The organism is Streptomyces sp. NPDC052052 (genome assembly GCF_040680455.1).
Classification (GTDB): Bacteria; Actinomycetota; Actinomycetes; order Streptomycetales; family Streptomycetaceae; genus Streptomyces.
The window spans coordinates 39,651-61,248 of sequence record NZ_JBFAWU010000009.1 but is presented as its reverse complement, the minus strand read 5'-3'; the positions used below and the strand labels follow the sequence as shown (position 1 = coordinate 61,248).

General features: G+C 67.6%; 20 protein-coding genes. 18 read left to right on the top strand and 2 right to left on the bottom strand.

Features of this window, described 5'->3' with window-relative positions:
- Nucleotides 1–804 precede the first annotated feature (804 nt).
- The 4 genes from AB0L71_RS12970 to AB0L71_RS12955 all read left to right on the top strand — a co-directional run bounded on the left by AB0L71_RS12970 (nt 805) and on the right by AB0L71_RS12955 (nt 4,914).
- Nucleotides 805–1,392 carry a hypothetical protein gene (locus tag AB0L71_RS12970; RefSeq protein WP_365241718.1) on the top strand — a complete coding sequence of 196 codons (588 nt, stop codon included), beginning with the start codon at nt 805–807 and terminating at the stop codon, nt 1,390–1,392.
- 394 nt (nt 1,393–1,786) lie between these two features.
- Complete coding sequence (locus tag AB0L71_RS12965) at nt 1,787–2,395, top strand: hypothetical protein (protein ID WP_365241715.1); 609 nt, start codon at nt 1,787–1,789, stop codon at nt 2,393–2,395.
- 196 nt (nt 2,396–2,591) lie between these two features.
- Nucleotides 2,592–4,040, top strand: a complete 1,449-nt coding sequence (locus AB0L71_RS12960) for a DUF6801 domain-containing protein (protein WP_365241712.1) — start codon at nt 2,592–2,594, stop codon at nt 4,038–4,040.
- Nucleotides 4,041–4,653: 613 nt separating this feature from the next.
- Nucleotides 4,654–4,914, top strand: coding sequence for a hypothetical protein (locus tag AB0L71_RS12955; RefSeq protein ID WP_365241709.1), 261 nt, complete (start codon nt 4,654–4,656; stop codon nt 4,912–4,914).
- 275 nt (nt 4,915–5,189) lie between these two features.
- Here AB0L71_RS12955 and AB0L71_RS12950 read toward each other — a convergent pair whose 3' ends face one another.
- Complete coding sequence (locus tag AB0L71_RS12950; protein WP_365241706.1) at nt 5,190–6,125, bottom strand: hypothetical protein; 936 nt, start codon at nt 6,123–6,125, stop codon at nt 5,190–5,192.
- A gap of 944 nt (nt 6,126–7,069) precedes the next feature.
- Between AB0L71_RS12950 and AB0L71_RS12945 the strand changes: the two genes are divergently transcribed.
- From AB0L71_RS12945 to AB0L71_RS12880, 14 genes are all read left to right on the top strand, one after another.
- Entirely contained in the window at nt 7,070–8,059 is a 990-nt protein-coding gene (locus AB0L71_RS12945; protein ID WP_365241703.1) for an ATP-binding cassette domain-containing protein, read from the top strand.
- A complete protein-coding gene (locus tag AB0L71_RS12940; RefSeq protein ID WP_365241700.1) occupies nt 8,056–8,910 on the top strand; it encodes an ABC transporter permease in 855 nt (284 codons plus the stop codon). The genes AB0L71_RS12945 and AB0L71_RS12940 overlap by 4 nt, the downstream gene beginning before the upstream one ends.
- Before the next feature lie 6 nt (nt 8,911–8,916).
- Entirely contained in the window at nt 8,917–9,720 is an 804-nt protein-coding gene (locus tag AB0L71_RS12935; RefSeq protein ID WP_365241697.1) for an ABC transporter permease, read from the top strand.
- Nucleotides 9,720–11,018, top strand: coding sequence for an MCE family protein (locus tag AB0L71_RS12930; protein ID WP_365241694.1), 1,299 nt, complete (start codon nt 9,720–9,722; stop codon nt 11,016–11,018). Before AB0L71_RS12935 ends, AB0L71_RS12930 begins: the two co-directional genes overlap by 1 nt.
- Complete coding sequence (locus AB0L71_RS12925) at nt 11,015–12,046, top strand: MCE family protein (protein ID WP_365241691.1); 1,032 nt, start codon at nt 11,015–11,017, stop codon at nt 12,044–12,046. Before AB0L71_RS12930 ends, AB0L71_RS12925 begins: the two co-directional genes overlap by 4 nt.
- The gene (locus AB0L71_RS12920) at nt 12,043–13,062 is read left to right on the top strand and encodes an MCE family protein (RefSeq protein ID WP_365241688.1); all 1,020 of its coding nucleotides are present in this window, start codon (nt 12,043–12,045) and stop codon (nt 13,060–13,062) included. Before AB0L71_RS12925 ends, AB0L71_RS12920 begins: the two co-directional genes overlap by 4 nt.
- 1 nt (nt 13,063) lies before the next feature.
- Nucleotides 13,064–14,191 (top strand): MCE family protein, encoded by a 1,128-nt coding sequence (locus AB0L71_RS12915; RefSeq protein ID WP_365241685.1) that lies wholly within the window; start codon nt 13,064–13,066, stop codon nt 14,189–14,191.
- Entirely contained in the window at nt 14,188–15,375 is a 1,188-nt protein-coding gene (locus AB0L71_RS12910) for an MCE family protein (protein WP_365241682.1), read from the top strand. Before AB0L71_RS12915 ends, AB0L71_RS12910 begins: the two co-directional genes overlap by 4 nt.
- The gene (locus AB0L71_RS12905) at nt 15,372–16,628 is read left to right on the top strand and encodes an MlaD family protein (protein ID WP_365241679.1); all 1,257 of its coding nucleotides are present in this window, start codon (nt 15,372–15,374) and stop codon (nt 16,626–16,628) included. Before AB0L71_RS12910 ends, AB0L71_RS12905 begins: the two co-directional genes overlap by 4 nt.
- Nucleotides 16,625–17,143, top strand: a complete 519-nt coding sequence (locus AB0L71_RS12900) for a hypothetical protein (protein ID WP_365241676.1) — start codon at nt 16,625–16,627, stop codon at nt 17,141–17,143. Before AB0L71_RS12905 ends, AB0L71_RS12900 begins: the two co-directional genes overlap by 4 nt.
- Before the next feature lie 22 nt (nt 17,144–17,165).
- A complete protein-coding gene (locus AB0L71_RS12895) occupies nt 17,166–17,804 on the top strand; it encodes a hypothetical protein (RefSeq protein ID WP_365241673.1) in 639 nt (212 codons plus the stop codon).
- 66 nt (nt 17,805–17,870) lie between these two features.
- Nucleotides 17,871–18,401 (top strand): hypothetical protein, encoded by a 531-nt coding sequence (locus AB0L71_RS12890; protein WP_365241670.1) that lies wholly within the window; start codon nt 17,871–17,873, stop codon nt 18,399–18,401.
- 49 nt (nt 18,402–18,450) lie between these two features.
- Nucleotides 18,451–19,236, top strand: coding sequence for a hypothetical protein (locus AB0L71_RS12885; RefSeq protein ID WP_365241667.1), 786 nt, complete (start codon nt 18,451–18,453; stop codon nt 19,234–19,236).
- A gap of 22 nt (nt 19,237–19,258) precedes the next feature.
- Nucleotides 19,259–20,509 (top strand): lytic murein transglycosylase, encoded by a 1,251-nt coding sequence (locus AB0L71_RS12880; RefSeq protein WP_365241664.1) that lies wholly within the window; start codon nt 19,259–19,261, stop codon nt 20,507–20,509.
- On the opposite strand, the gene AB0L71_RS12875 is transcribed toward AB0L71_RS12880, so the two are convergent.
- A complete protein-coding gene (locus AB0L71_RS12875) occupies nt 20,498–21,559 on the bottom strand; it encodes an ATP-dependent DNA ligase (RefSeq protein ID WP_365241662.1) in 1,062 nt (353 codons plus the stop codon). The two genes, AB0L71_RS12880 and AB0L71_RS12875, sit on opposite strands and share 12 nt — an antisense overlap.
- Between the last annotated feature and the right edge of the window lie 39 nt (nt 21,560–21,598).

Sequence of the window (21,598 nt, the reverse complement as noted above, 5' to 3'; positions counted from 1 at the left end):
ACCCCTTGCTCTCCGGCGCCCGATGGGGGTGGGCCGTGGGAGGAGCGCTCCCAGGCCGTCAGGTGCGTACCAACGTGGCTGTTGAAGATAGTCGAAGCAGGGGTCCTGGGAACACAGTCGTGACAGCACGAGATGTACGGGGCACGGATCGTCATGGCTGGGATGGGTCTCCCGTGTCCGGGCCCGGCAGGGGGTCCTTGGGGTGGGCGTGGGGAGGGGTGCGGTCGGGTTCGGTGCGGGCTGGCTGGTGATTTTCGTTGCGCCGCCTGGGGGTTGTGGTGTGGGTGGTTGCTGGTGAGGGGGGAAAGAGCGACCTGGTTCCTGGAGGGCTCGCCGATGCGGGTTCGGTGAGGTCAAGGGCTTTGCGGTCCGCGGATTGTGCCGGGCCCCTGCCGGGGGTGGGTCCGTCTGGCGGCAGGGTGTGTGACGCGGGGAGTTGGCGGGGTGGTCGGCCGTGGAGCGGGTGATCTGGTGGGCGTGCGCCCCGTTGTCGGCGGTCTGGAACTGCTTACTTCTGGATAAGGTTCACCGTCTCCTGCTCGCCTGGAAATAAGAAAATTCGCCGGGTGGATTGTTTTTGGAGATTCATCTTCTCAAGTGTGGCGGTGCAACATTGCTCAGCCGTAGTGTCTTCGCCGAACGCGAGCGGTCGCGCAGCCTGTCAGGCCGGACCGCCTGTTCTTCGGCCTATGACCTCATTACGCAGGTTCCGCTGAAACTGGCGGGAGGCGAATGGTGCGGTTCGGTCACACACCCATGAAGGGATATGGATCCGTGAAATCTCTCGCGCGTAGAGTCGCAGTGGTGGCCGCCGCCCTCGGTGCGGCCTTCGGGATGACGGTGTCGACGGCCTCAGCAGGCACCACGACGACGTGGACGGTCACGCCGTCGGGGGCCTACACCGCGCACGCCGAATACCCCGTATGGGACGTGCCGTTGATAGGATGGGAATGCGTTTCCTCCGATGTGACGGCTGGAGAGTTCCAGGCAACCAGCTCCACCGGAAACGCTATTGCCGACATCGACGAAATCACCTTCGCTGGCTGTGAACTCGCTGGCATTACCTTCGACCACACGATGAACGCGACCCCCTGGGTGATCAACGTCCTCCAGCCGAACGCCACCAACTCGAACTGGCTTGATGTCAGTGTGAGTTCCATATCGGGCCACGTCTCCGGAGTCGGCTGCGACGCCGACTACACGGGTACGGTCTACGGGCACTATGACAACAGCTCCGGTGACCTCGTCATTGACGGGACGGGTACCGATCTGGTCGCGTCCAACACCAGTTGTCTAGGTCTCATCAACGACGGTGACGTGGTGAGCATTTCGATTTCCTACCACTTGGGCGTGACATTGACGGGCACGTCACCGGTGATCAGCACCCCGTAGTGCCGACCAGCACGCCGACCGGGGGTGGCCCTGTCCGGCAGGGGGCGTGCGGAGCTGATGGGATGCGGGCCGTGGATCGATCGGTCCGGCGGCCGTCCACCCTCGCCTCAGCCGGTCCCGAGGTGCTACTCACTTCTGGACAAGTTTTCATGATCCCGTACTCGCCCCGGAATAAGAAATTGGCCGGGAAGGGCGCTTTTGGAGATTCTTCGTCCGGAGTGTTGCGGCTGAACGTTACCCGCCCGTAGCGTCATCGTCGAACGCAAGCGGTCGTGCAGTCAGTCAGGTTGGACTGCCACTTCTCTGTCCTGTGACCCCATCCCGTAAGTTCCGCCGAAACCGGCCGGAGGCGAACTGCGGTGCGGGGCACACACCCATGAAGGGATACAGATCCGTGAACACCCTTGCACGCAGAGCCGCAGTTGTAGCCGCCGCCCTCGGCGCGGCCATCGGAATGACGGTGTCGACGGCCTCGGCCGGCCCGACGACGTGGACGGTCACCCCGGCGGGGGCCTACACCGCGCACGCCGACTACCCCACGCTGGACGTGCCGGCGATTGGTCTGGAGTGTGTGTCCTCCGATGTGACGGCCGGAACCCTCCAAGCGACAGGCGGCAACCCCGTTGCCGACATCGACGCCATCACCTTCACTGACTGCGAGGTCGCCGGCATCGAGTTCGACGTCACGATGAACGCGACGCCGTGGGTGATCAACGCCAACCAGATCAACGCCTCCAACTCGAACTGGGTTGACGGAACGGTGAGTTCCATCTCGGCCCACATCTCCGGGGTCGGCTGTGACGCCGACTTCACGGGTACGGTCAACGGACACTACGACAACAGCTCCGGTGAGCTTGTCATCGACGGCACGGGCAACGGCCTGGTCGCGTCCAACGCCAGCTGCCTCGGTCTCATCAGCAACGGTGACGTGGCGAGCTTCAATGCCGCGTACCTCGTGAACGTGACATCGACGGGCACGTCGCCGGTGATCAGCACCCCGTAGTACTGAGCAGTGCACGGGTACGGGCCGACGGCGAACAGATGCTCCCGCCGTCGGCCCGGCCTTCTCGTTTCCAGTGCGGTGTGGGACAGCGCCGCAGTAGATCAGTTGCGGCACGCGCAAGGTGGAGGACAGGTTCGGGATGAACATGAAGTCACCCGTGAGAGGCGGGAGGCGGTCGATACGGCTTGCCTCGATCGTGAGCGTCGCGCTCCTTGCCGGGCTGCTGTCCGGACCTGGATCGGCTGCGGACGAAGGTACGAAGTCGGTCACCCTTGCGTACGACTGCGGCCTGGAGGACAGCACTGAGGCGGTCACGGTCACGGCCGAAGTCTCAGTGGACGTCCCGGCCACGGGCGAGGTCGGTCAACCCGTGCAACCAGGGTCTGCGACGGTCGCCGTGGCCCTGTCACGGCCTGATCTCGTCGGGCTGCTCCCGGCCGGTGTCGATGGAGTGGTGAGCACGGCGACGCTCACGGTGGAGGTGGCGCAGAACGGCCAGTCGGTCGAGGCGCAGTGGGCGGACCTCGGCGCTCCGAGCTCCCCAGTTCCGTCCGACGGCGCGGTGAGGATGGCCCACTCGGGCGAAGTCCCGTCGGTGACGCTAGGGAGTGCGGGTGACGTCGTTTTCACCGCAAGGGAGTTGACGGTCGTACTCCGCGCCGCGGCGGCGCTGGACCAGGAGAGCGAATCGGCTCCGGTGACACTGACCTGCGAGCCCTCGGAAGGCCAGGACGGACGCCTTGCGACCGTTTCGGTGTCAGCGGTGTCAGGCGGCTCGGGTGCCGAAGCGCCCGGGACATCTGGTACGGAGGAGCGCGGAGAGTCGGGCGAGAAGTCCGCCAGAAGCATCATGGTCGAGGCGGAGGACACCGCGGCCGAAGATGCCGATCCGTGTCCGGTCGAGCCGCCTACGGGGGAGATGGACTGGAGCGAGGCGCCGCAGGCGCCTGAAGGTGATCCCCTCAAGGAGGGCAATTTTCCCGGAACCTTCGGTTGTGCTTATGCGATCGGGCTCGCCAATGTACGTAAGCTGAATGGGGCCATGATCATTAATGATCCCGCAGGTACCCCGGCGTTGATCAGCGTCATTGCATCCAAGCACACAGCTGGTCGCAATGCCAATCAAAAGGGCGGCTACTACAGTCGCATCGACTCGCTGGCAAATCTGAAGCTTCCGGATGCTGAATCAACGTTTATGGCATTTGGATTCCAGCCGGTGAGTGCAAAAGTCGAATTCGAGAACGGCCCGATCACCGTCTCCACAGGGAGTATCGGTAGGATCCCCAACCGAACTAACTTTGCCACGGTGTATTTCAAGCAGTCCTTGCGTATTCACGACGTGAAGATCAACGGAACGCCCCTGGATGTGGGAAGTAACTGCAGGACCGCAACCCCGTTCAAGGTGGTTCTTAATGGCGGGGCGGGGTACACCAATGTCTTCTTTGGGGGCCCCCTTTCAGGGGAAGTCGATATCCCGCCGTTTTCCGGCTGCGGAACAGGTGGTGAAGACCTCGACGCCTTGTTCACGGCATCCATCTCAGGCCCTGGGAACTTGATCAACATGAACCAGGGGACGACCTGTGTTCCGTCACAGCAGAACACCTCCTGCCCGCCGACCATGCCGAAAATGCCCGGCACGCAGTAGCGACCACGTCACGGACGTTCCCCCCAGCCGGCGAACGTCGGGCAGGACACTTGTTCCGCCCGACGTTCGCCGGCCGACCGGGCGTTGCACGGCGAGATTCGGATGCCGACGTCGCCCGGAGCCCCAGCACTTCCGGAGAGGTAAAGCCCGCCAGTTGACCCAACGGACAGGTTCATGGTTGCTCGGGTACGGGTGGCGGGGTGATCGACGTGCCGTCAGGTTGTTTGGCCGTGATGTGATAATGGGCGAATCTTGCGCAGGACGAGACATCGGCTCGGCGGAACGCCGATAGCCTCATGACAGTTCTCGGTGTGAGTGGTGCTGTTGTCCCAACGCCGGCCTCGGCCTGCGTGACCCCCGTCCGGGACGTCCAGGAGGCGGTCGCAGGTGCGCCGTCACTGCCCGCTCCACGACGCGGTAATCGGTGGATTCTCCTGCTACTCCTCTGATGTCAGTGCAACGGTGAATGACGCCGGAACGGCTGGTTACGTCGATGCCTTCGGCTTCGACGGCTGTGGCATGGGCGGACTCGACGTGGACGTCCTCCTGGGGGGCCTGGTTCGTCTTCGTTACGTCACAGACCTCTACGTTGACCTACGCGACGGTCTCCGGCGTGAGCATGCCCTTCAGCGGCATAGGCTGCTCCGCGGATATCACGGGGACGGTCGCCGGCGTGTACGACAGCTCCACCCATGTTTTCACGGTGTGTCCGAGCGACCTGGTCGCGTCCAACGCCAGCTGCCTGGGGCTCATCGACAACGGTGACGTCATCCCGTCCGAGGGGGACGTACACCATCATCCCGTAGGCCGGCCGTCCTCGGTACTTTCTGCGTGCGCGCGGGGCCTCAACGGCCTGGCACGCGGCTACGACTGACGACGAGCACCCTGACCACTCGGCCAAAGCGCCCGGCAGACCGAGTGAGGCAGGACAGGGAACCGCCGAAGCTCCCGTGCCGGCGGGTGAGATGCCAAGTATCTCGCTCGACGGCACGGGAGCCTTGTGTTGCACATCCGGCCTCCGTCATCCGCTCAGGTGCCGTGCCCGGAAGGAGCTCATGATGCTCGCCCGACACGCCTGTACGCCCCGGCAAGGCCACGTTCCCGCAGGAGCGTGGCCCCACCGGGGCGTCGGATGCGGACGGCCAGTGGTTACTGGGCCGCCGAGTGCCAGTACTGCGACAGCAGCTTGCCCGCGTCAGGGGCGACGCTGCCGGGGCTGTTGATCGTCGCGACGTACGTCTGGGCGTTGTCGAGGTTCACGTAGTTGTTGCCCGAGGCCGAGGGCAGGTCGGTCTTCAGGTTCACCGCCCAGTTGAGCAGGCCCAGCCCGCATCCAGTGGCTCCGGGGACCGCGTACGTCGTGTCGCTCTGGGTGGCGCCCAGGAGGCTGATGCGGCCCATGGGGCCGGTCGAGTCGGTGGTGCCGTCACCGGCGAACCTCTGGGTGCTGACGGAGGTCGGACGCGTCAGGTTCGCCGGGTTGAGCAGGATCGGGTCCGAAGCAGATCCGATGTAGCAGGAGTCACCGAGGAACGAGTTCTCCAGGTGGATCCGGACCGGCAGCGTGACGATCGGCTTTCCGACGCTGAATCCGGCCACGAGCGAGAAGCTGCTGGGGTTGTTGACGGACTCGATGGTGGCCGTCACTCGGTTCAGCTTGGCGTCGGTCAGCTGATTGCAGATGTTGGTGATCACGGGGATGTCGCTGGGGCACATCAGGCCGAGCAGTCCGCCGGGGATCTGCGCGGAGTCCGCGACCAGGGCGCCCTCCGGGGGCGAGACCACGGTGGTTCCGCCGCCGGGATGGGTGATGACCCCGATCTGCAGGTCGCTGGCGCCCACCGGAACCACGGAGTTGCCGAGCTTGATGGTGCCGCTCGCCGAGTGCGAGGAGACGCAGGTGGCGGTGTCGGTCGCACCGTCCGCGGCCAGCATGGCCGCAGCGTCCACCGGACAGCGGTTGAAGGGCGCCCAGTTGCCGTTCAGGGTGGTGGCCGCGGTGGCCGAACCCATGGACGCGAAGGCGGCCAGAGCGGTGAAGGAGGCCAGCAGCCCCACACGCACCCGGTTCGAAGCAGATCTCATGTCTTCCCCTTTTTCTGTGGCAGCCGTCGTCGCGGCGGCCTGGTGAACCCGGAATTGCTCGGTCTGTCCGCGCCGCCCCGGAGCCGGCGTGCGGTGGTTCATGAGATGAGGGATGCGCAGACCATAGCTGTGCGAAATGCGGGTGCTGGGGTCTTGAGCGAGCAATGATGGTGCCGAACTCCCCATTCACCGAGCCGTGAGGTTACTGGCGAGAAACACTGGCGCACAATCCTGCTGTTTGAGAATCTGCCCCCGCGCATGACATTCGTCCGCAGGTGAGTACGGCTTCAAGCCACCTTGTCACGCCGTGCGTAGGTTCCCCGGGCGGACCTGCAGCGCTCTCGCACGCAACCGTTGCCGAATCGATGCCTTTTCTCGAGCGTTCGCGCCGGTCCAGGTGGTCTTCGGGTGGGCGCCCGGCATCAACGGAGGCTCGTCGGAGGGGCTTCGGGAGTTGTCGCTCGACGACAATTTCGCCGGGGGCCCTGCTCAGACAGTGCGAAGAAATCGACGGTTCGACAAGGGCCCACGAAAACTTGTAGAACTGGTATTGCGGGGCAGGTTACCCAGCCGTAACCTCGCCCCCGTCGGCAACTCGTCCGGTGCGCCCGGAGATTGCTCACCCGTCAGACAGGGACTCCGTCGCGGCCTCCCCGCCGCGACTCCCTGCCCGGGAGCCCCTCGCTCCCGATGTGTCACGCGGGTCGAGCTCTTGTACCGGGACCCTTGGCTCGAGCCCCCTGGGGCGTCCGGCCCCGGCCTGCGCCGACGGCGGTGCGTACGCAGTTCTTCGCAAGGTTCGACCGAAAGTTTGTCACTCGATGACAAGTGGGCCGGTCGTTCACGAATTGGCTGTTCAAAGGCTTGTCCTGGCGGTGTCGGTCAACTTAACGTGCGCCCCTTGGCGCACTTCTGTCACTTCGTGAGCGCATGCAGGAGGTGGGATGGGAATCGAAGTAGTTGTCGAAGGCCTTACCAAGTCTTTCGGCAAGCAGAACATCTGGCAGGACGTGTCGCTCACGCTCCCGGCCGGCGAGGTCAGCGTCATGCTGGGCCCGTCGGGGACGGGGAAGACCGTCTTCCTCAAGTCCATCATCGGCCTGCTGAAGCCCGAACAGGGCCGCGTGCTCATCAACGGTGTCGACATGGTGAACAGCCCCGAGCGGGACATCATGGAGACCCGCAAGCTCTTCGGGCTCATGTTCCAGGACGGTGCCCTCTTCGGCTCGATGTCGCTGTTCGACAACATCGCCTTCCCGCTTCGTGAGCACACCAAGAAGAAGGAATCCGAGATCCGCCGCATCGTCATGGAGCGGATCGACATCGTCGGACTCCTCGGTTCCGAGGGGAAGTTGCCCGGTGAGATCTCGGGCGGCATGCGCAAGCGGGCCGGCCTGGCCCGTGCGCTCGTCCTGGACCCGCAGATCATCCTCTGCGACGAGCCGGACTCGGGACTCGACCCGGTCCGCACCGCATTCCTCTCCCAGCTCCTCATCGACCTCAACGCGCAGATCGATGCCACCATGCTGATCGTCACCCACAACCTCGACATCGCGGCGACCGTCCCCGACAACATGGGGATGCTGTTCTGCCGCAACCTGGTGACCTTCGGGCCGCGTGAGGTGCTGCTCACCAGCGACATGCCCGTCGTCTCGCAGTTCCTCTCGGGGCGCCGCGAGGGACCCATCGGCATGTCCGAGGAGAAGGACGCCGCCACCCTCGCCGCCGAGCAGCTGAACGGCAACGGCTACGACCACAGCTCCGCCCCGCGGACCGTCGTACCGCAGCTGGAGCCCTCGCCCGGGATGCCGGTCCGCCAGGCGGCCCTGCGCCGCCGGGAGCGGGTCCTCGGCATGATGGGCCAGCTCCCGGAAGCCGCCCGCGCGGCCATCATGAACAGCAACAGCCCGGCCGCCGGCGGTGCACACCCGTGACCGCCGAGATCCCGGTGCGGCCCCCCGAGCCGCCCACCATCGATGCGAAGCCCCCGCAGCAGGCTCCGGTGCAGCAACGGCCGACGAGGCTGCTCGCACCGCTGCGCGAGACCGGCAAGCTGTTTGCGCTCGCCCTGTCCGTGACCCGCGACGTCTTCCGACGGCCCTTCCAGGTACGGGAGTTCATCGAACAGTTCTGGTTCATCGCCAGCGTCACCATCCTGCCCGCGGCCCTCGTCTCCATCCCCTTCGGCGCGGTCATCGCCCTCCAGGTCGGCTCACTCACTCAGCAGCTCGGCGCCCAGTCCTTCACCGGCGGCGCCAGCGTCCTCGCCGTCATCCAGCAGGCCAGCCCCCTCATCGTGGCGCTGCTGATCTCCGGCGCGGGCGGTTCGGCGATCTGCGCCGACCTCGGATCACGCAAGATCCGCGAGGAACTCGACGCGATGGAGGTCATGGGCGTCTCGCCCATCCAACGCCTGGTCGTCCCGCGAGTCCTGGCCACCATGTTCGTGGCCGTCATGCTCAACGGTCTGGTCTCGGTCGTCGGCACCCTGGGCGGCTACTTCTTCAACGTGATCATGCAGCACGGCACCCCCGGCGCCTACCTCGCCAGCTTCTCCGCCCTCGCCCAGCTGCCCGACCTCTACATCAGCGAGTTCAAGGCGCTGATCTTCGGGTTCATCGCCGGCATCGTCGCCGCCTACCGCGGACTGAACCCGCGCGGCGGCCCCAAGGGCGTCGGTGACGCGGTCAACCAGTCCGTCGTCATCACCTTCATGCTGCTGTTCTTCGTGAACATGGTCCTCACGGCGATCTATCTCCAGATCGTCCCCGCGAAGGGGAGCTGAGCGAAGATGTCCATGCTTGGTTGGCTGGATCGCTCGGGCGATCAACTCAACTTCTACATACGTGCGTTGATATGGATTCCCCGGACCCTGCGCCGCTACCTCAAGGAGGTGCAGCGGCTGCTCGCCGAAGTCGCCTTCGGTAGCGGCGGCCTCGGCGTCATCGGCGGAACCATCGGCGTGATGATCGGGATGACGCTCTTCACGGGCACGGTCGTCGGCCTCCAGGGGTACGCGGCGCTCAACCAGATCGGCACCTCCGCCTTCACCGGCTTCATCTCCGCCTACTTCAACACCCGTGAGATCGCCCCGCTCGTCGCCGGACTCGCTCTCTCCGCCACCGTCGGAGCCGGCTTCACCGCCCAGCTCGGCGCGATGCGGATCAACGAAGAGGTCGACGCCCTCGAAGCGATGGGCGTGCGGTCCATGCCGTACCTGGTCACCACCCGGGTCATCGCGGGAGTCGTCGCGATCGTCCCGCTGTACGCGATCGGACTGCTCTCCTCGTACGTCGCCTCCCGCTACGTCACCGTCCTGTTCAACGGACAGTCGTCGGGCACGTACGACCACTACTTCAACCTGTTCCTCTCCCCGGACGACGTCCTGTTGTCGGTGCTCAAGGTGCTGATCTTCAGCGTGATGGTGATCCTCGCCCACTGCTACTACGGATTCCGGGCCGAGGGCGGCCCCGCCGGGGTGGGCATCGCCGTCGGACGCTCGGTGCGCAACGCGATCGTGCTGATCAGCGTCACCGACTTCTTCCTCTCCCTCGCCATCTGGGGAGCCACGACGACCGTGAAGGTGGCCGGATGATGAACGCGCAGACGGTACGCCGCCGGCTGTCCGGGGCAGGCTTCCTCCTCGTACCCGTCGTTCTCGTGTGGGTGTCGGTCGCGGTGTACAACAAGGACTTCACCCACGACGCCACCGTGACCCTGCGGACCGGATCCGTCGGCAACGAGATGCACGACAACGCCGACGTGAAACTGCGCGGTGTCGTCGTCGGCCAGGTCCGCACCATCGCGGCCGAGGGGGAGGGAGCCCGTCTCACCCTCGCCATCCAGCCCGACAAGCTCGACCAGATCCCGGCCGGTGTCACCGCCCAGATGCTGCCCACCACCCTCTTCGGGGAACGGTTCGTGGCACTCGTCCCGCCGGACGTGCCCTCCACGCAGACACTGAAGGCCGGGGACGAGATCCCGCAGGACCGCTCCAGCAACGCCATCGAGCTGGAACAGGTCCTCGACAACGTCCTGCCGTTGCTCACCGCCGTACAGCCGCAGAAGCTGTCCGCCACCCTCACCGCCGTCTCCCAGGCGCTTGAGGGGCGGGGCGAGAAGCTCGGCGACACGCTCGTCGAACTCGATGCCCACCTGAAGAAGCTCAACCCCGAACTGCCCACGTTCAACGAGGACCTGAAGCAGCTCGTCAAGGTGAGCACGGTGTACGCGGACGCGTCACCGGACATCCTCGACGCGCTCACCGACTTCACCACCACCAGCAGCACCCTCGTCGAGAAGCAGGCCGGGCTCGCCGAGACATACGGGTCGACCACCTCCTCCGCCCAGGACATCACCACCTTCCTGCGGAAGAACAAGGACAACCTCATCCGGCTCTCCGCGTCGGGCAGGCCGACCCTGGAGACCCTCGCGAAGTACTCCTCGGAGTTCCCCTGCACCCTGCGCACCGTCGCCGGGTTCGTCCCGGCGATGGACAAGGCACTCGGCAAGGGCACCGACCAACCCGGTCTGCACGTCACGCTGAAGACCGTGCCCTCCAAGGGGAAGTACGTGGCCGGAAAGGACACCCCGGTCTACAACGCGACCGGCGGACCCCACTGCTACTCCCTGCCCTACATCGGCGACACCGTGCCGACCGCGGACCGCCGAGCCGCGGCCGACGAGCAGACCTCGCAGGAGTCCGCATCCGGCGCCCCCGAAGAGGTGGCGGCAGCGGACGCGACCCTCGGCATGCCCAACTCCCCGCAGGAGAGCCTGCTCGTCAACGAGCTGGTGGCTCCCTCACTGAAAGTCCAGCCGCAGGATCTGCCCGAGTGGAGCAGCGTGCTCATCGGACCGGCCTTCCGCGGTGCGGAGGTGAAGCTCAAGTGAAGCGCCGCTCCCTGGCCGGGCCCCTCGCGAAATCGATCGTCTTCGTCGTGGTCACCGCACTGGCCACCACCGTCCTGGCCCTCTCCATCGCCAACACCAGCGTCGGCGACACCGTCGGCTACAAGGCCCGGTTCACCGACGCCACCGGACTGATCGTCGGCGACAGCGTCCGGATCGCCGGCGTCAAGGTCGGCCAGGTCGACTCCATCAAGGTCGCCGACCGGCGGCTCGCCGAGGTCGGCTTCAGCGTCAAGAAGGGCCGCAAGCTCCCGGCTTCGGTGACCGCGTCCATCAAGTACCTCAACATGGTCGGCCAGCGCTATATCGACCTCGACCAGGGCGCCGGACCGGTCGGCGAGAGCTTCGACGCCGGCTCGACCATCCCGGTCTCCCGCACCTCCCCGGCCCTCGACCTCACGCAGCTCTTCAACGGCTTCCAGCCGCTCTTCGAAGGGCTCTCTCCGCCGGACGTCAACGAGCTCGCCGGCTCCATCGTCCAGGTGCTCCAGGGCGAAGGCGGCACCGTCGACAGCATCCTCCAGCACGTCGGCTCGCTGACCAGCACCGTCGCCGCCAAGGACAAGGTGATCGGCGAGGTGATCAAGAACCTCAACACGGTCCTGGAGACCGTCAACGACCGCGAGGACGGCTTCAACGACCTCGTCGACACTCTCCAGAAGCTTGTCACCGGGTTCGCCGGCGACCGCAAACCGCTCGGCGAGGCCGTCACCGCGATGGGCGCGCTCACCACCGTCACCGCCGACCTGCTCGACGACGGACGCAAGCCGCTGAAGGACGACATCAAGCAACTCGGGCGCCTCTCCGACAACTTGGCGGACAACTCCTCGAAGATCGAGAACTTCCTGGAGAAGACCCCGGCCAAGATGACCGCGATCAGCCGCCTCGCCTCGTACGGCTCATGGCTGAACCTCTATCTCTGCGAGGCCAAGGTCAGCGGCGTGGCGACCAGTGACGGATCCACGCCGCCCACCGGCATCGAGATCACCCAGCCGAGGTGCCTGTCATGAGAATCAAGCCCGTACGGGAACGCAACCCGGTCGCCGTCGGCACCGTCGGCCTGCTCGTCCTGGCCCTCCTCGGATACGGCGCCTACAGCGCCGACTCGCTGCCCTTCATCGGCACCGGCACGACCTACACCGCCGACTTCACCGAATCGGCCGGGCTCTCCGACGGCGACGAGGTCCGGATCGCCGGAGTGAAGGTCGGCGAGGTCACCGGCGTCGCCCTCGACGGCGCCAAGGTCAAGGTCACCTTCCGGGTCAAGGACGCCTGGATCGGCAACTCCAGCACCGTCGGCATCGCCATCAAGACCCTGCTCGGCGACAAGTACCTCGCCGTCGACCCGCTGGGCAACGCCCCGCAGGACCCCGGCGAGCGCATCACCGCGAGCCGCACCACCTCGCCGTACGACGTCACCCAGGCGTTCAACGGCCTCGGCGAGACCATCGACGAGATCGACACCGCCCAGCTCGCCAAGAGCTTCGAGACGATCTCCGCCACGTTCAAGGACTCCCCTCCGAACGTGAAGAGCGCCGCGAACGGGCTCTCCGCCCTGTCCAAGACCGTCTCCGAACGCGACGCCCAGCTCGCCACCCTCCTCAAGAGCAGCAAGCAGCTCACCAAGACGCTCTCCAACAAGAAGAGCAGCTTCGAAACGCTCCTGGAGGACGGCAACCTGCTCCTCGGCGAGATCCAGGCCCGCCGCGACTCCATCCATCTGCTGCTCACCGGCACCCGGGACCTGGGCACCCAGCTCACCGGACTCGTCGCCGACAACAACAAACAGCTCAAGCCCACGCTCACCGCACTGAGCCGGGTCACCGCGGTCCTGGTGAAGAACCGCAAGAGCCTCGACAAGGTGCTCTCGCTCGCCGGGTCGTACAACCGGCTCGTCGGCAACACCCTCGGCAACGGCCGCTGGTTCGACAACTACGTCTGCGGCGTCGTCCCGAAGAACTACCTCCCCGCCGACACCCCGCCGGAGACCGGATGTATGCCTCCCAAGCAAGAAGGCGGCAGCTGACATGAGACTGACGCGCATCGTCGGCATCGGCGCCGGACTCGTCGTAGTGGCCGCCGTTGCCACCACCGGGGTGATGGCCATGGACGAAGAAGGCACCACGACCGTCACCGCGTACTTCGACCAGGCCACCGGTGTCTACGCCGGATCGGACCTGCGGATCCTCGGCGTGCGGGCCGGAACCGTCGAATCGGTCACCCCGCACGGCAAGGAGGTCAAGGTCGTCCTGCGGGTCGACAAGGGCATCAAGATCCCCAAGGAGGCGCACGCCGTCGTCGTCGCCCCCAGCCTCGTCGCCGACCGGTACGTCCAGCTCGCCCCCGCCTACGACGGGGGAGCGGCACTGGCCGACGGCGCCGAACTGCCCGCCGCGAACAACGCGACGCCGGTCGAGGTGGACCAGCTGTACGACTCCATCACCGAACTCGCCGACGCGCTCGGACCCAACGGCGCCAACGCGGACGGAGCGCTCGCCGGACTCCTCGACACCGGAGCGAAGAACCTCCAGGGCAACGGCAAGGACATCGGGGACTCCATCGAACAGTTCGGCAAGGCCACCAAGACCCTCGACAAGAGCAGCGGGGACCTCTTCGACACCCTGTCCTACCTCCAGTCCTTCACCACGATGCTGAAGGACAACGACGGCAATGTGCGCGCCGCCGAGCAGCAGCTGAACTCGGTGACCGGCTTCCTCGCCGACGACAAGGAGAACCTCGGCGCCGCGCTCAAGGAACTCGGCACCGCACTCGCCCAGGTCAAGACCTTCATCCAGGACAACCGCGGAGCACTCAAGAAGAACGTGGCCGCCCTGGTGCCGATCACCCAGACCCTCGTGAACCAGCGGGCCTCGCTCGCCGACTCCCTCGACATCCTGCCGCTCTCCGCGGGCAACCTCATCAACGCGTACGACCCGACGAACCGGACCCTCAACGGCCGGACCAACCTCAACGAGCTCAGCATGGGCGGACCGCTCACCGAATCGACGGCGAGCCTGGAAGGTCTCTCCCCGGTGACGGCCGAGGAGCAGAAGTCCCTGCCCTCGCTGCCGCTGCCGGCCGTGGGCACCGTCTACGGCACCTCCGAGGCCACCGGGACGGCGAAGAACAACGACACCAAGGGGGCGAACCAGTGAGCCGGACCCTGCGCAGACCCGGCGCCCTCGCCACCACCGGCGGCGCCACCCTGGTCGTCTTCGGCCTCTGCTGCCTCCTCGTCGTCAGGGGCTGCGAGGCCCCGGAGTTCAACGGCATCGACCAGGTGACCCTGCCCGGCGGCGCGGACCTCGGGGACCATCCGTACGAGATCACCGCCGAGTTCGCGGACGTACTCAGCCTCTCCCCGCAGTCCTCGGTGAAGGTCAACGACGTCGCCGTCGGCCGCGTCACCAAGATCTCCCTCGCCCCGGACGGCTGGCAGGCCCGGGTGACCATGCGCGTCAACGGGAAGGTCGAACTGCCCGCCAACGCGTACGCCCAACTGGAACAGTCCAGCCTGCTCGGCGAGAAGTACATCCAGCTCACCCCGCCCGCGGCCGGGAAGGCCCAGGGCACCCTCACCGACGGTGCCAAGATCCCGATCGCCCGGACCAACCGCAACGCCGAGGTCGAAGAGGTGCTCGGCGCGATGTCCCTGCTCCTCAACGGCGGTGGCATCAACCAGCTCAAGACCATCACGGTCGAACTCAACAAGGCGATGTCCGGCCAGGAACCGCAGATCCGGTCCGCGCTCAGCCGCATCGACACCCTCGTCACCGACCTCGACGACCACAAGCAGGACATCACCGAGGCGCTCGACGGAGTCAACCGGCTCTCCACCACCCTCGCCACCCGCAAACAGGACGTGGGCAAGGTCCTCACCGACCTCAGCCCCGGGATGAAGGTCCTGGAGAAACAGCGCGGCTCCCTCCTCACCATGCTGCGCGCACTCGACACCCTGTCCACCGTCGCCGTCGACACCGTGAACAAGAGCAAGGCGGACACGATCGCCGACCTCAAGGCCATCGCCCCCACCCTGAAGGCGCTCGCCGACTCCGGCAACGACCTCCCGGACTCCCTCCAGGTGCTGATGACCTACCCGTTCACCGACGAGGTGCTGCGCGGCGTCAAGGGCGACTACCTCAACGTCTACCTGGACATGGCCGCGGTCCCCGGCACCACGATCATCCCGGCCTACGACCCGGACGCCACCACGACGACCGCGACGGTCAAGGCGGCCGCGGCCCAACTGCCGCTGCCGCTGCCGTCGGTCACCGACTCGCAAACGACCACGACCACGCCGTCCGGAACGTCTTCGGCCTCGGAGGGGAGCAACCGATGATCACCCTCGCCACCCGGCTGAAGAACATCGCGTTCCTGATCATCGCCGTGCTGGTGCTCGGCTATCTGGGCGTCCGGTACGCCGACCTCGGCCACTACATCGGGATGCGCGACTACTACACCGTCAAGGTCCAACTCTCCCGCACCGGAGGGCTGTTCACCCACTCCAACGTCACCTACCGTGGGGTCTCGGTGGGCCGTGTCGGCCCGATCGAACTCACCGACGACGGGGTGGAGGCCGAACTGCGGATCAACAAGTCCGCACCACCCATCCCCGACGACCTGAAGGCCGTCGTCGCCAGCCTCTCCGCCGTCGGCGAGCAGTACGTCGACCTCCGGCCCACCCGCACCGACGGGCCCTTCCTGGCGAACGGGTCGGTCATCGACCAGGCCGACACCACGGTCCCGGCACCGGTGACGAACATCCTCACCAGCGTCAACGACCTCGCCGGCTCCGTCGACCTGGAGTCGCTGCGGACCGTGGTCGACGAGTTCGGCGCCGCCTTCGAAGGCCGCGGCGACGACCTCCAGGTCCTGCTGGACACCAGCAGCGAGTTCGTGCAGGCGGCCGACGACGCACTGCCCACCAACACCAAGCTGATGGAGGACGGCGAGGTCGTCCTGCGCACCCAGGCCGAACAGGGCGAGGCGCTGAAGGGATTCGCCTCCGGGGCCAAGGAACTCGCGGCCCAGCTCAAGGGCTCGGACACCGACCTGCGCAAGCTGATCGCCGCCGCACCCGGCGCGACCGAGCAGATCAGCGGTCTGCTGCGCGACCTCGACCCCGAATTCGGCGTCGTCGTCGCGAACCTCCTCACCACCTCCGAGGTCGCCGTCACTCGGCAGCGCGGCATCGAGGAACTCCTGGTGAAACTGCCCGCGGTCGTCGCGGCCGGAGCGACCGCCGTGGACGAGGACGGGGCCCGGTTCGGGATGTCCGTCACCTTCTTCGACCCGCTGCCCTGCACCGCCGGATACGGCGGCACGACGTACCGCAACGGCCTCGACACCACCACCGGCCCCGCGGTCAACACCAAGGCGCGCTGCACCGCCTCGCCCGGCACCGGCATCAACGTACGCGGCAGCGCGAACGCCCCGAAGGGCGGCGCCGTGCCCACGCCCGCGAAGCCGGGCACGCTGCGCCTGGGCGCCGACGCGGGAGGCAAGCTCCCGGGTGCGCTCGGGGCCACCGCGAACGCGTCGCCCGCCGCGGACGGCATGGCGGGGCTGCTGGGACTGGGGGCCGCCGAGTGAACGCGCACCAGGGGAAGCTCATCGGCGCCGCGGTCGTCTTCGGCGCCGCCCTGATCTGCGGGTTCGGGGCCTGGTCGTACACCCAGGCGCGCGGCGACGAGACCCTCGCGTACGCGAAGAGCCGCGACGCGGCCCTGGTGGCGGGCAAGCAGCATCTCGCCCGGCTGAACAGCCTCAACGGCAAGGACGCCACGAGTGTGGACGCCGGACTGCAACAGTGGCTGGACTCCTCGACCGGGCCGTTGCACGACCAGCTGAAGCGCACCCGCGGCAAGGACGCCCAGGAGCTGAAGAAGAGCGGCAGCACGGCCCGCGGCACGGTCACCGACGCGGCACTCACCGCACTCGACGAACGCGCGGGTACGGCCGAGCTGATCGCGACCGTCGACGTCCGGGTCACCCCGCGCACCGGCGAGGCCGGCACCGAACGCAAGCGGTTCGAGGCCACGCTCGCCCGTACTGCGGACGGCTGGAAGGTCAAGGCGCTCACTGCGATCGCGGTGGGTGCGGCATGAGGCACGGGGGAGGAGGACGGCGATGGTGAGCACCGAGGAGAAGACCGCCGAGGCCGAGGAGTTGGCGGTTGCGGAGGCCGCCGAGGCTCCCGAGGCCGAGGTGGCCACGGACCCGAGCGACGACGGGGGCGAGCCCGACCGGGACGAGCGGTCCGGGACGGCCCGGCGTCTGTGGCGCGCGGCGGTCGTGCTGCTGACCGTCGCCCTGGTCGTGGCCGGCGCCGGATTCTTCGTCCGCGCCCAGCAGTTGAGGGACACCCCGGCCACCGACAACCTGGCGCTGAGCGACACCGAGGCGACCAGCCGCGTCGTGGGCGATGTGAGCAGTGCCTTGGGCAAGGTCTTCTCGTACGGCCCGCAGGACACCGCCGCCACCAAGAAGTCGGCCCAGCAGCTCCTCGGCGGACAGGCGCTGCAGCAGTACGCGGCACTGTTCGGCCAGGTCGAGAAGCAGGCGAAGGACCAGAACCTGACCCTGACCACCCATGTCGTACGGGCCGGGGTCACCCGGCTCACCCGTTCCGACGCCCATCTGCTGGTCTTCCTCGACCAGGTCTACGAGCGCCGGGGCAAGGCCGCCACCACGGCCGCCGCCCAGCTGTCCGTGACCGCCCAACTCCGCAACGGGCACTGGACCATCGTCGACATCACCTCCAGATAGCCAGAAGCTCGGCCACCGCCCCTCGGACACCCACCACTCAGCACCGCCGGCAAGGGAGAAACAGCAATGGCACGGACACGGACGACGAAGAACCCGCTGGTGGTGGCGGCGCTCGTGCTGACAGTCCTGGCGGCGGGCGGCGCGGCCTGGGGCGCCTCGTCCTGGTACGGGGCCGCGCACGACGACTCGGCCGACTACGGGCGCACCCGCGACGACGCGCTGGCCGCGGGTGAGCAGGCGGTACAGAACCTCAACACGCTCGACCACCAGAAGCTGGACCAGGGGCTGAGCCGGTGGGAGGACTCCACCACCGGCGACCTGCACAAGCAACTCGTGGACGGACGGGACGGGTTCAAGAAGCAGATCCAGGAGGCGAAGACCGTCAGCACCGCCAAGGTGCTGTCCGGTGCGGTCACCGAACTCGACGAACGGGCCGGCAAAGCCTCGGTCATGGTGGCCCTGCGGATCACCGTGACGGCCTCGACGGGCAAGCCCTCGGTGAAGGAGAGCCGGATGCTCGGCCAGCTCACCCACACCTCCGACGGGTGGAAGCTCAGCGCCCTCGGGCAGGCGCCGGTCGGAAACACGGCCGGCTGAAGCCCCCGGCACCGTCCGGCCCACACCACCACCGAGAGGAACCCCGCACATGTCGACGACCCGTCACCTGGTGAACCGTCAGCGCAGGTTGGCGACGGTTGCCGCCGCGGAACGCGCGACCGCATCACCCCGCAGCACGGAGCCGGCCGCCGAGGACGAGCAGCGGTCCGGGACCGGACCCGATCCCGAGGAGTCCGCAAAGGACCGCGACAAGGAGCCGACGGACGAGGCGGAGGCGGACGAAGAGACGGCCGACGAGGACGAGGACGACGAAGCGAAGGCGGAGACGTCGCCCGAGCCGGGGTCCCGGTCCCTGTCCCGCCTCCGGGTCCGGCTGCCCGTCGTGCTCTGCGCGCTCACCGTCCTCCTCGGCGCCTTCGCCGCCTGGTCGTTCACCGCGGCCGACGATCTGCGCGGCGACTCCAGCCGCCAGAACACCGCCCTCACCGACATCAGCCGGACCAGTGAGGTGAAGGGCCAGATCACCGAGGCGGTCGGTGCGGTCTTCTCGTACAACTACGCCGCCACCGCCAAGTCCGACGAGGCGGCGCGGACCTGGCTCGTCGGCAAGGCCGTGCAGCAGCACAAGGACATGCTCGCGGGGGTGAAGGAGCAGGGCGCGAAGCAGAAGCTCGTCCTCACCACGACCGTGACCGAGAGCGGTGTGGAGTTCCTCGACGGGGACCGGGCCCGGCTGCTGATCTTCGCCGACCAGAGCAACACCCGTACCGGCACGTCGGAGGAGACGACCTACGCGGCGGCCATGTTCGCCGTGGACGCCGTCCGACAAGGCAACACCTGGCGGATCTCCGCCATCGACACGTTCACCCAGTGACCCAGGGGAGAGGGGAGAACGCATGAGGTTCAACGGCACCGTGCGCCGCCGCGTCGGCGGCACCGCCGCCGCAGTCGCTGCGATGGCCGCACTCACCGCGTCCCAGGCACCAGGAACCGTGCGGCACGACCTGACCGCCAAGGAGCGCCAGGAGGCCGAAGAGGTTCGATGGACCGAGGTGGCCAACGACGACTCGTACCACACCGAACTGCCCCCGCTGGAGTCGCCGGAGCCGCCGAAGAAGGGTGCGAAGCAGAGCGCCGGTGCGAGCCTGGCGTGGGCCGAGGCGGGCATCCCGGCCACGGTGCTGGCGGCCTACCGCAAGGCCGAGTCCTCGATCGGGCGCTCCGACCCCGGATGCCATCTGCCGTGGCAGCTGCTCGCGGCGATCGGCAAGGTCGAATCCGGGCAGGCCGCCGGAGGCCGGGTCGACGCCAACGGCACCACGCTCACCCCGATCCTCGGCCCGGTGCTCAACGGCGCCGGGTTCGCGAACATCCCGGACACCGACAACGGGGTGTACGACGGGGACACGCGGTACGACCGGGCGGTTGGCCCGATGCAGTTCATCCCCTCCACCTGGGCACACTGGGGCCGGGACGGGAACGGCGACGGCCGCCGCGATCCGAACAACATCTACGACGCGGCCCTGGCCGCCGGCGCCTACCTCTGCGCGGGCACGCGCGATCTGGCCGTGAAGGCGGACCTGGACCGGGCGATCCTCAGCTACAACCACTCGGACACCTATCTGCGCACGGTGCTGTCCTGGCTGGAGTTCTACCGCAAGGGCGTCCACCTGGTGGCCGACGGCCAGGGCACCGTGCCCAAGAGCCCCGGCGCGGGCGGGCCGAACAAGGCGACGCACCCCGTCGGCGGTCCGGGCACCAAGGAGGGCGGCATCGTCGTGGGCCCGCAGCCCAGCAGCTCGACCAGCCCCTCGTCATCGGCGTCCCCCGGCACCTCCGGCTCACCGACCGGTTCCCCGGACCCGAGCGATTCGACGGACCCGAGCGGCTCCACGGAACCCACCGACTCCACGGACCCCACCGACCCGGGCGACTCCCCGGACCCGACCGACACTGAATCAACCCCTACGGACCCCAGCACCGATCCCGAGCCCAGCCCCTCGGACTCCGGCTGCCCCACGGACACGGACTCCCCGGACCCGAGCGAGTCCTCCGACTCACCCGCGCCCGACCCGAGCAACAGCGACGACCCGTGCGTCACCCCGTCGGATACGTCGGATCCGTCGGACGCGGAGTCAGCCGCCTGACAGCACCTCGGCCAGGTCGTACCGCACCACCTCTTCCAACTGCGCGTACGTGCAGCTTGGGGGGGTGCGGTCCGGCCGCCACCGGCGGAACTGGGCCGTGTGGCGGAACCGGTCGCCCTCCATGTGGTCGTACGCCACCTCGCAGACCCGATCCGGCCGCAGCGCCACCCACGACTGGTCCTTCTTCCCGGACCAGCGGCTCTGCGCCCCGGGCAGCCGGGCGTGCTCGTGCGCCTCGGCGTCCGCCCAGGCGGCCCACGGGTGGTCGGCGTGATCGGTCCGCAGTGGTTCCAGCTCAGCGGCGAGCTCCTCGCGGCGTCTCATCGAGAAGGCCCCGCAGACGCCGACGTGCTGCAGGACGCCCTGCGCGTCGTACAGGCCGAGCAGCAGCGAGCCGACGACCGGGCCGCTCTTGTGGAAGCGGTACCCCGCCACCACACAGTCCGCGGTCCGCTCATGCTTGATCTTGTACATCGCGCGGGTGTCGGGGCGGTACGGCAGATCGAGCGGTTTGGCGACCACACCGTCGAGGCCCGCGCCCTCGAACCGTTCGAACCACTCCTGCGCGACCGCCGGGTCCCTGGTCGCGGGCGCCAGATGGACCGGGGGCGAGGCGCCGGAGAGCGCCGCCTCCAGTACCGCACGCCGGTCGGCCTGCCGGAGCGAGAGCAGCGAATCGTCGCCCACCGCCAGGATGTCGAAGGCGACCAGACTGGCCGGGGTCCGCTCGGCGAGCAGCCGCACCCGGGACTCGGCGGGGTGGATGCGCTCGCTGAGCCGGTCGAAGTCCAGCCGCCCGCCGTACGCGACGACGATCTCGCCGTCGATCACACAGCGCGGCGGCAGACTCTCCCGGACGGCCGGGACCAGCTCCGGGAAGTACCGGGTGAGCGGCTTGCCGGTCCGGCTGCCGATGACCACCTCGTCGCCGTCGCGGTACACCAGGGCACGGAAGCCGTCCCACTTGGCCTCGTACTGCATACCGGGCGGGATCTTCGCGACGGACTTGGCGAGCATCGGCTTCACAGGAGGCATCACCGGCAGGTCCATGCACCCGATTCTTGCCCAAGGTTGTACCGACGTCTCCCG

Bases quoted from the DNA above. Each gene is read 5' to 3' on its own strand.
- AB0L71_RS12920 (WP_365241688.1), top strand. From the start codon at position 12,043: ATGAGAATCAAGCCCGTACGGGAACGCAACCCGGTCGCCGTCGGCACC.
- AB0L71_RS12885 (WP_365241667.1), top strand. From the start codon at position 18,451: ATGTCGACGACCCGTCACCTGGTGAACCGTCAGCGCAGGTTGGCGACG.
- AB0L71_RS12930 (WP_365241694.1), top strand. From the start codon at position 9,720: ATGAACGCGCAGACGGTACGCCGCCGGCTGTCCGGGGCAGGCTTCCTC.
- AB0L71_RS12950 (WP_365241706.1), bottom strand. From the start codon at position 6,125: ATGAGATCTGCTTCGAACCGGGTGCGTGTGGGGCTGCTGGCCTCCTTC.
- AB0L71_RS12880 (WP_365241664.1), top strand. From the start codon at position 19,259: ATGAGGTTCAACGGCACCGTGCGCCGCCGCGTCGGCGGCACCGCCGCC.
- AB0L71_RS12905 (WP_365241679.1), top strand. From the start codon at position 15,372: ATGATCACCCTCGCCACCCGGCTGAAGAACATCGCGTTCCTGATCATC.
- AB0L71_RS12875 (WP_365241662.1), bottom strand. From the start codon at position 21,559: ATGGACCTGCCGGTGATGCCTCCTGTGAAGCCGATGCTCGCCAAGTCC.
- AB0L71_RS12935 (WP_365241697.1), top strand. From the start codon at position 8,917: ATGTCCATGCTTGGTTGGCTGGATCGCTCGGGCGATCAACTCAACTTC.
- AB0L71_RS12945 (WP_365241703.1), top strand. From the start codon at position 7,070: ATGGGAATCGAAGTAGTTGTCGAAGGCCTTACCAAGTCTTTCGGCAAG.
- AB0L71_RS12915 (WP_365241685.1), top strand. From the start codon at position 13,064: ATGAGACTGACGCGCATCGTCGGCATCGGCGCCGGACTCGTCGTAGTG.
- AB0L71_RS12890 (WP_365241670.1), top strand. From the start codon at position 17,871: ATGGCACGGACACGGACGACGAAGAACCCGCTGGTGGTGGCGGCGCTC.
- AB0L71_RS12895 (WP_365241673.1), top strand. From the start codon at position 17,166: ATGGTGAGCACCGAGGAGAAGACCGCCGAGGCCGAGGAGTTGGCGGTT.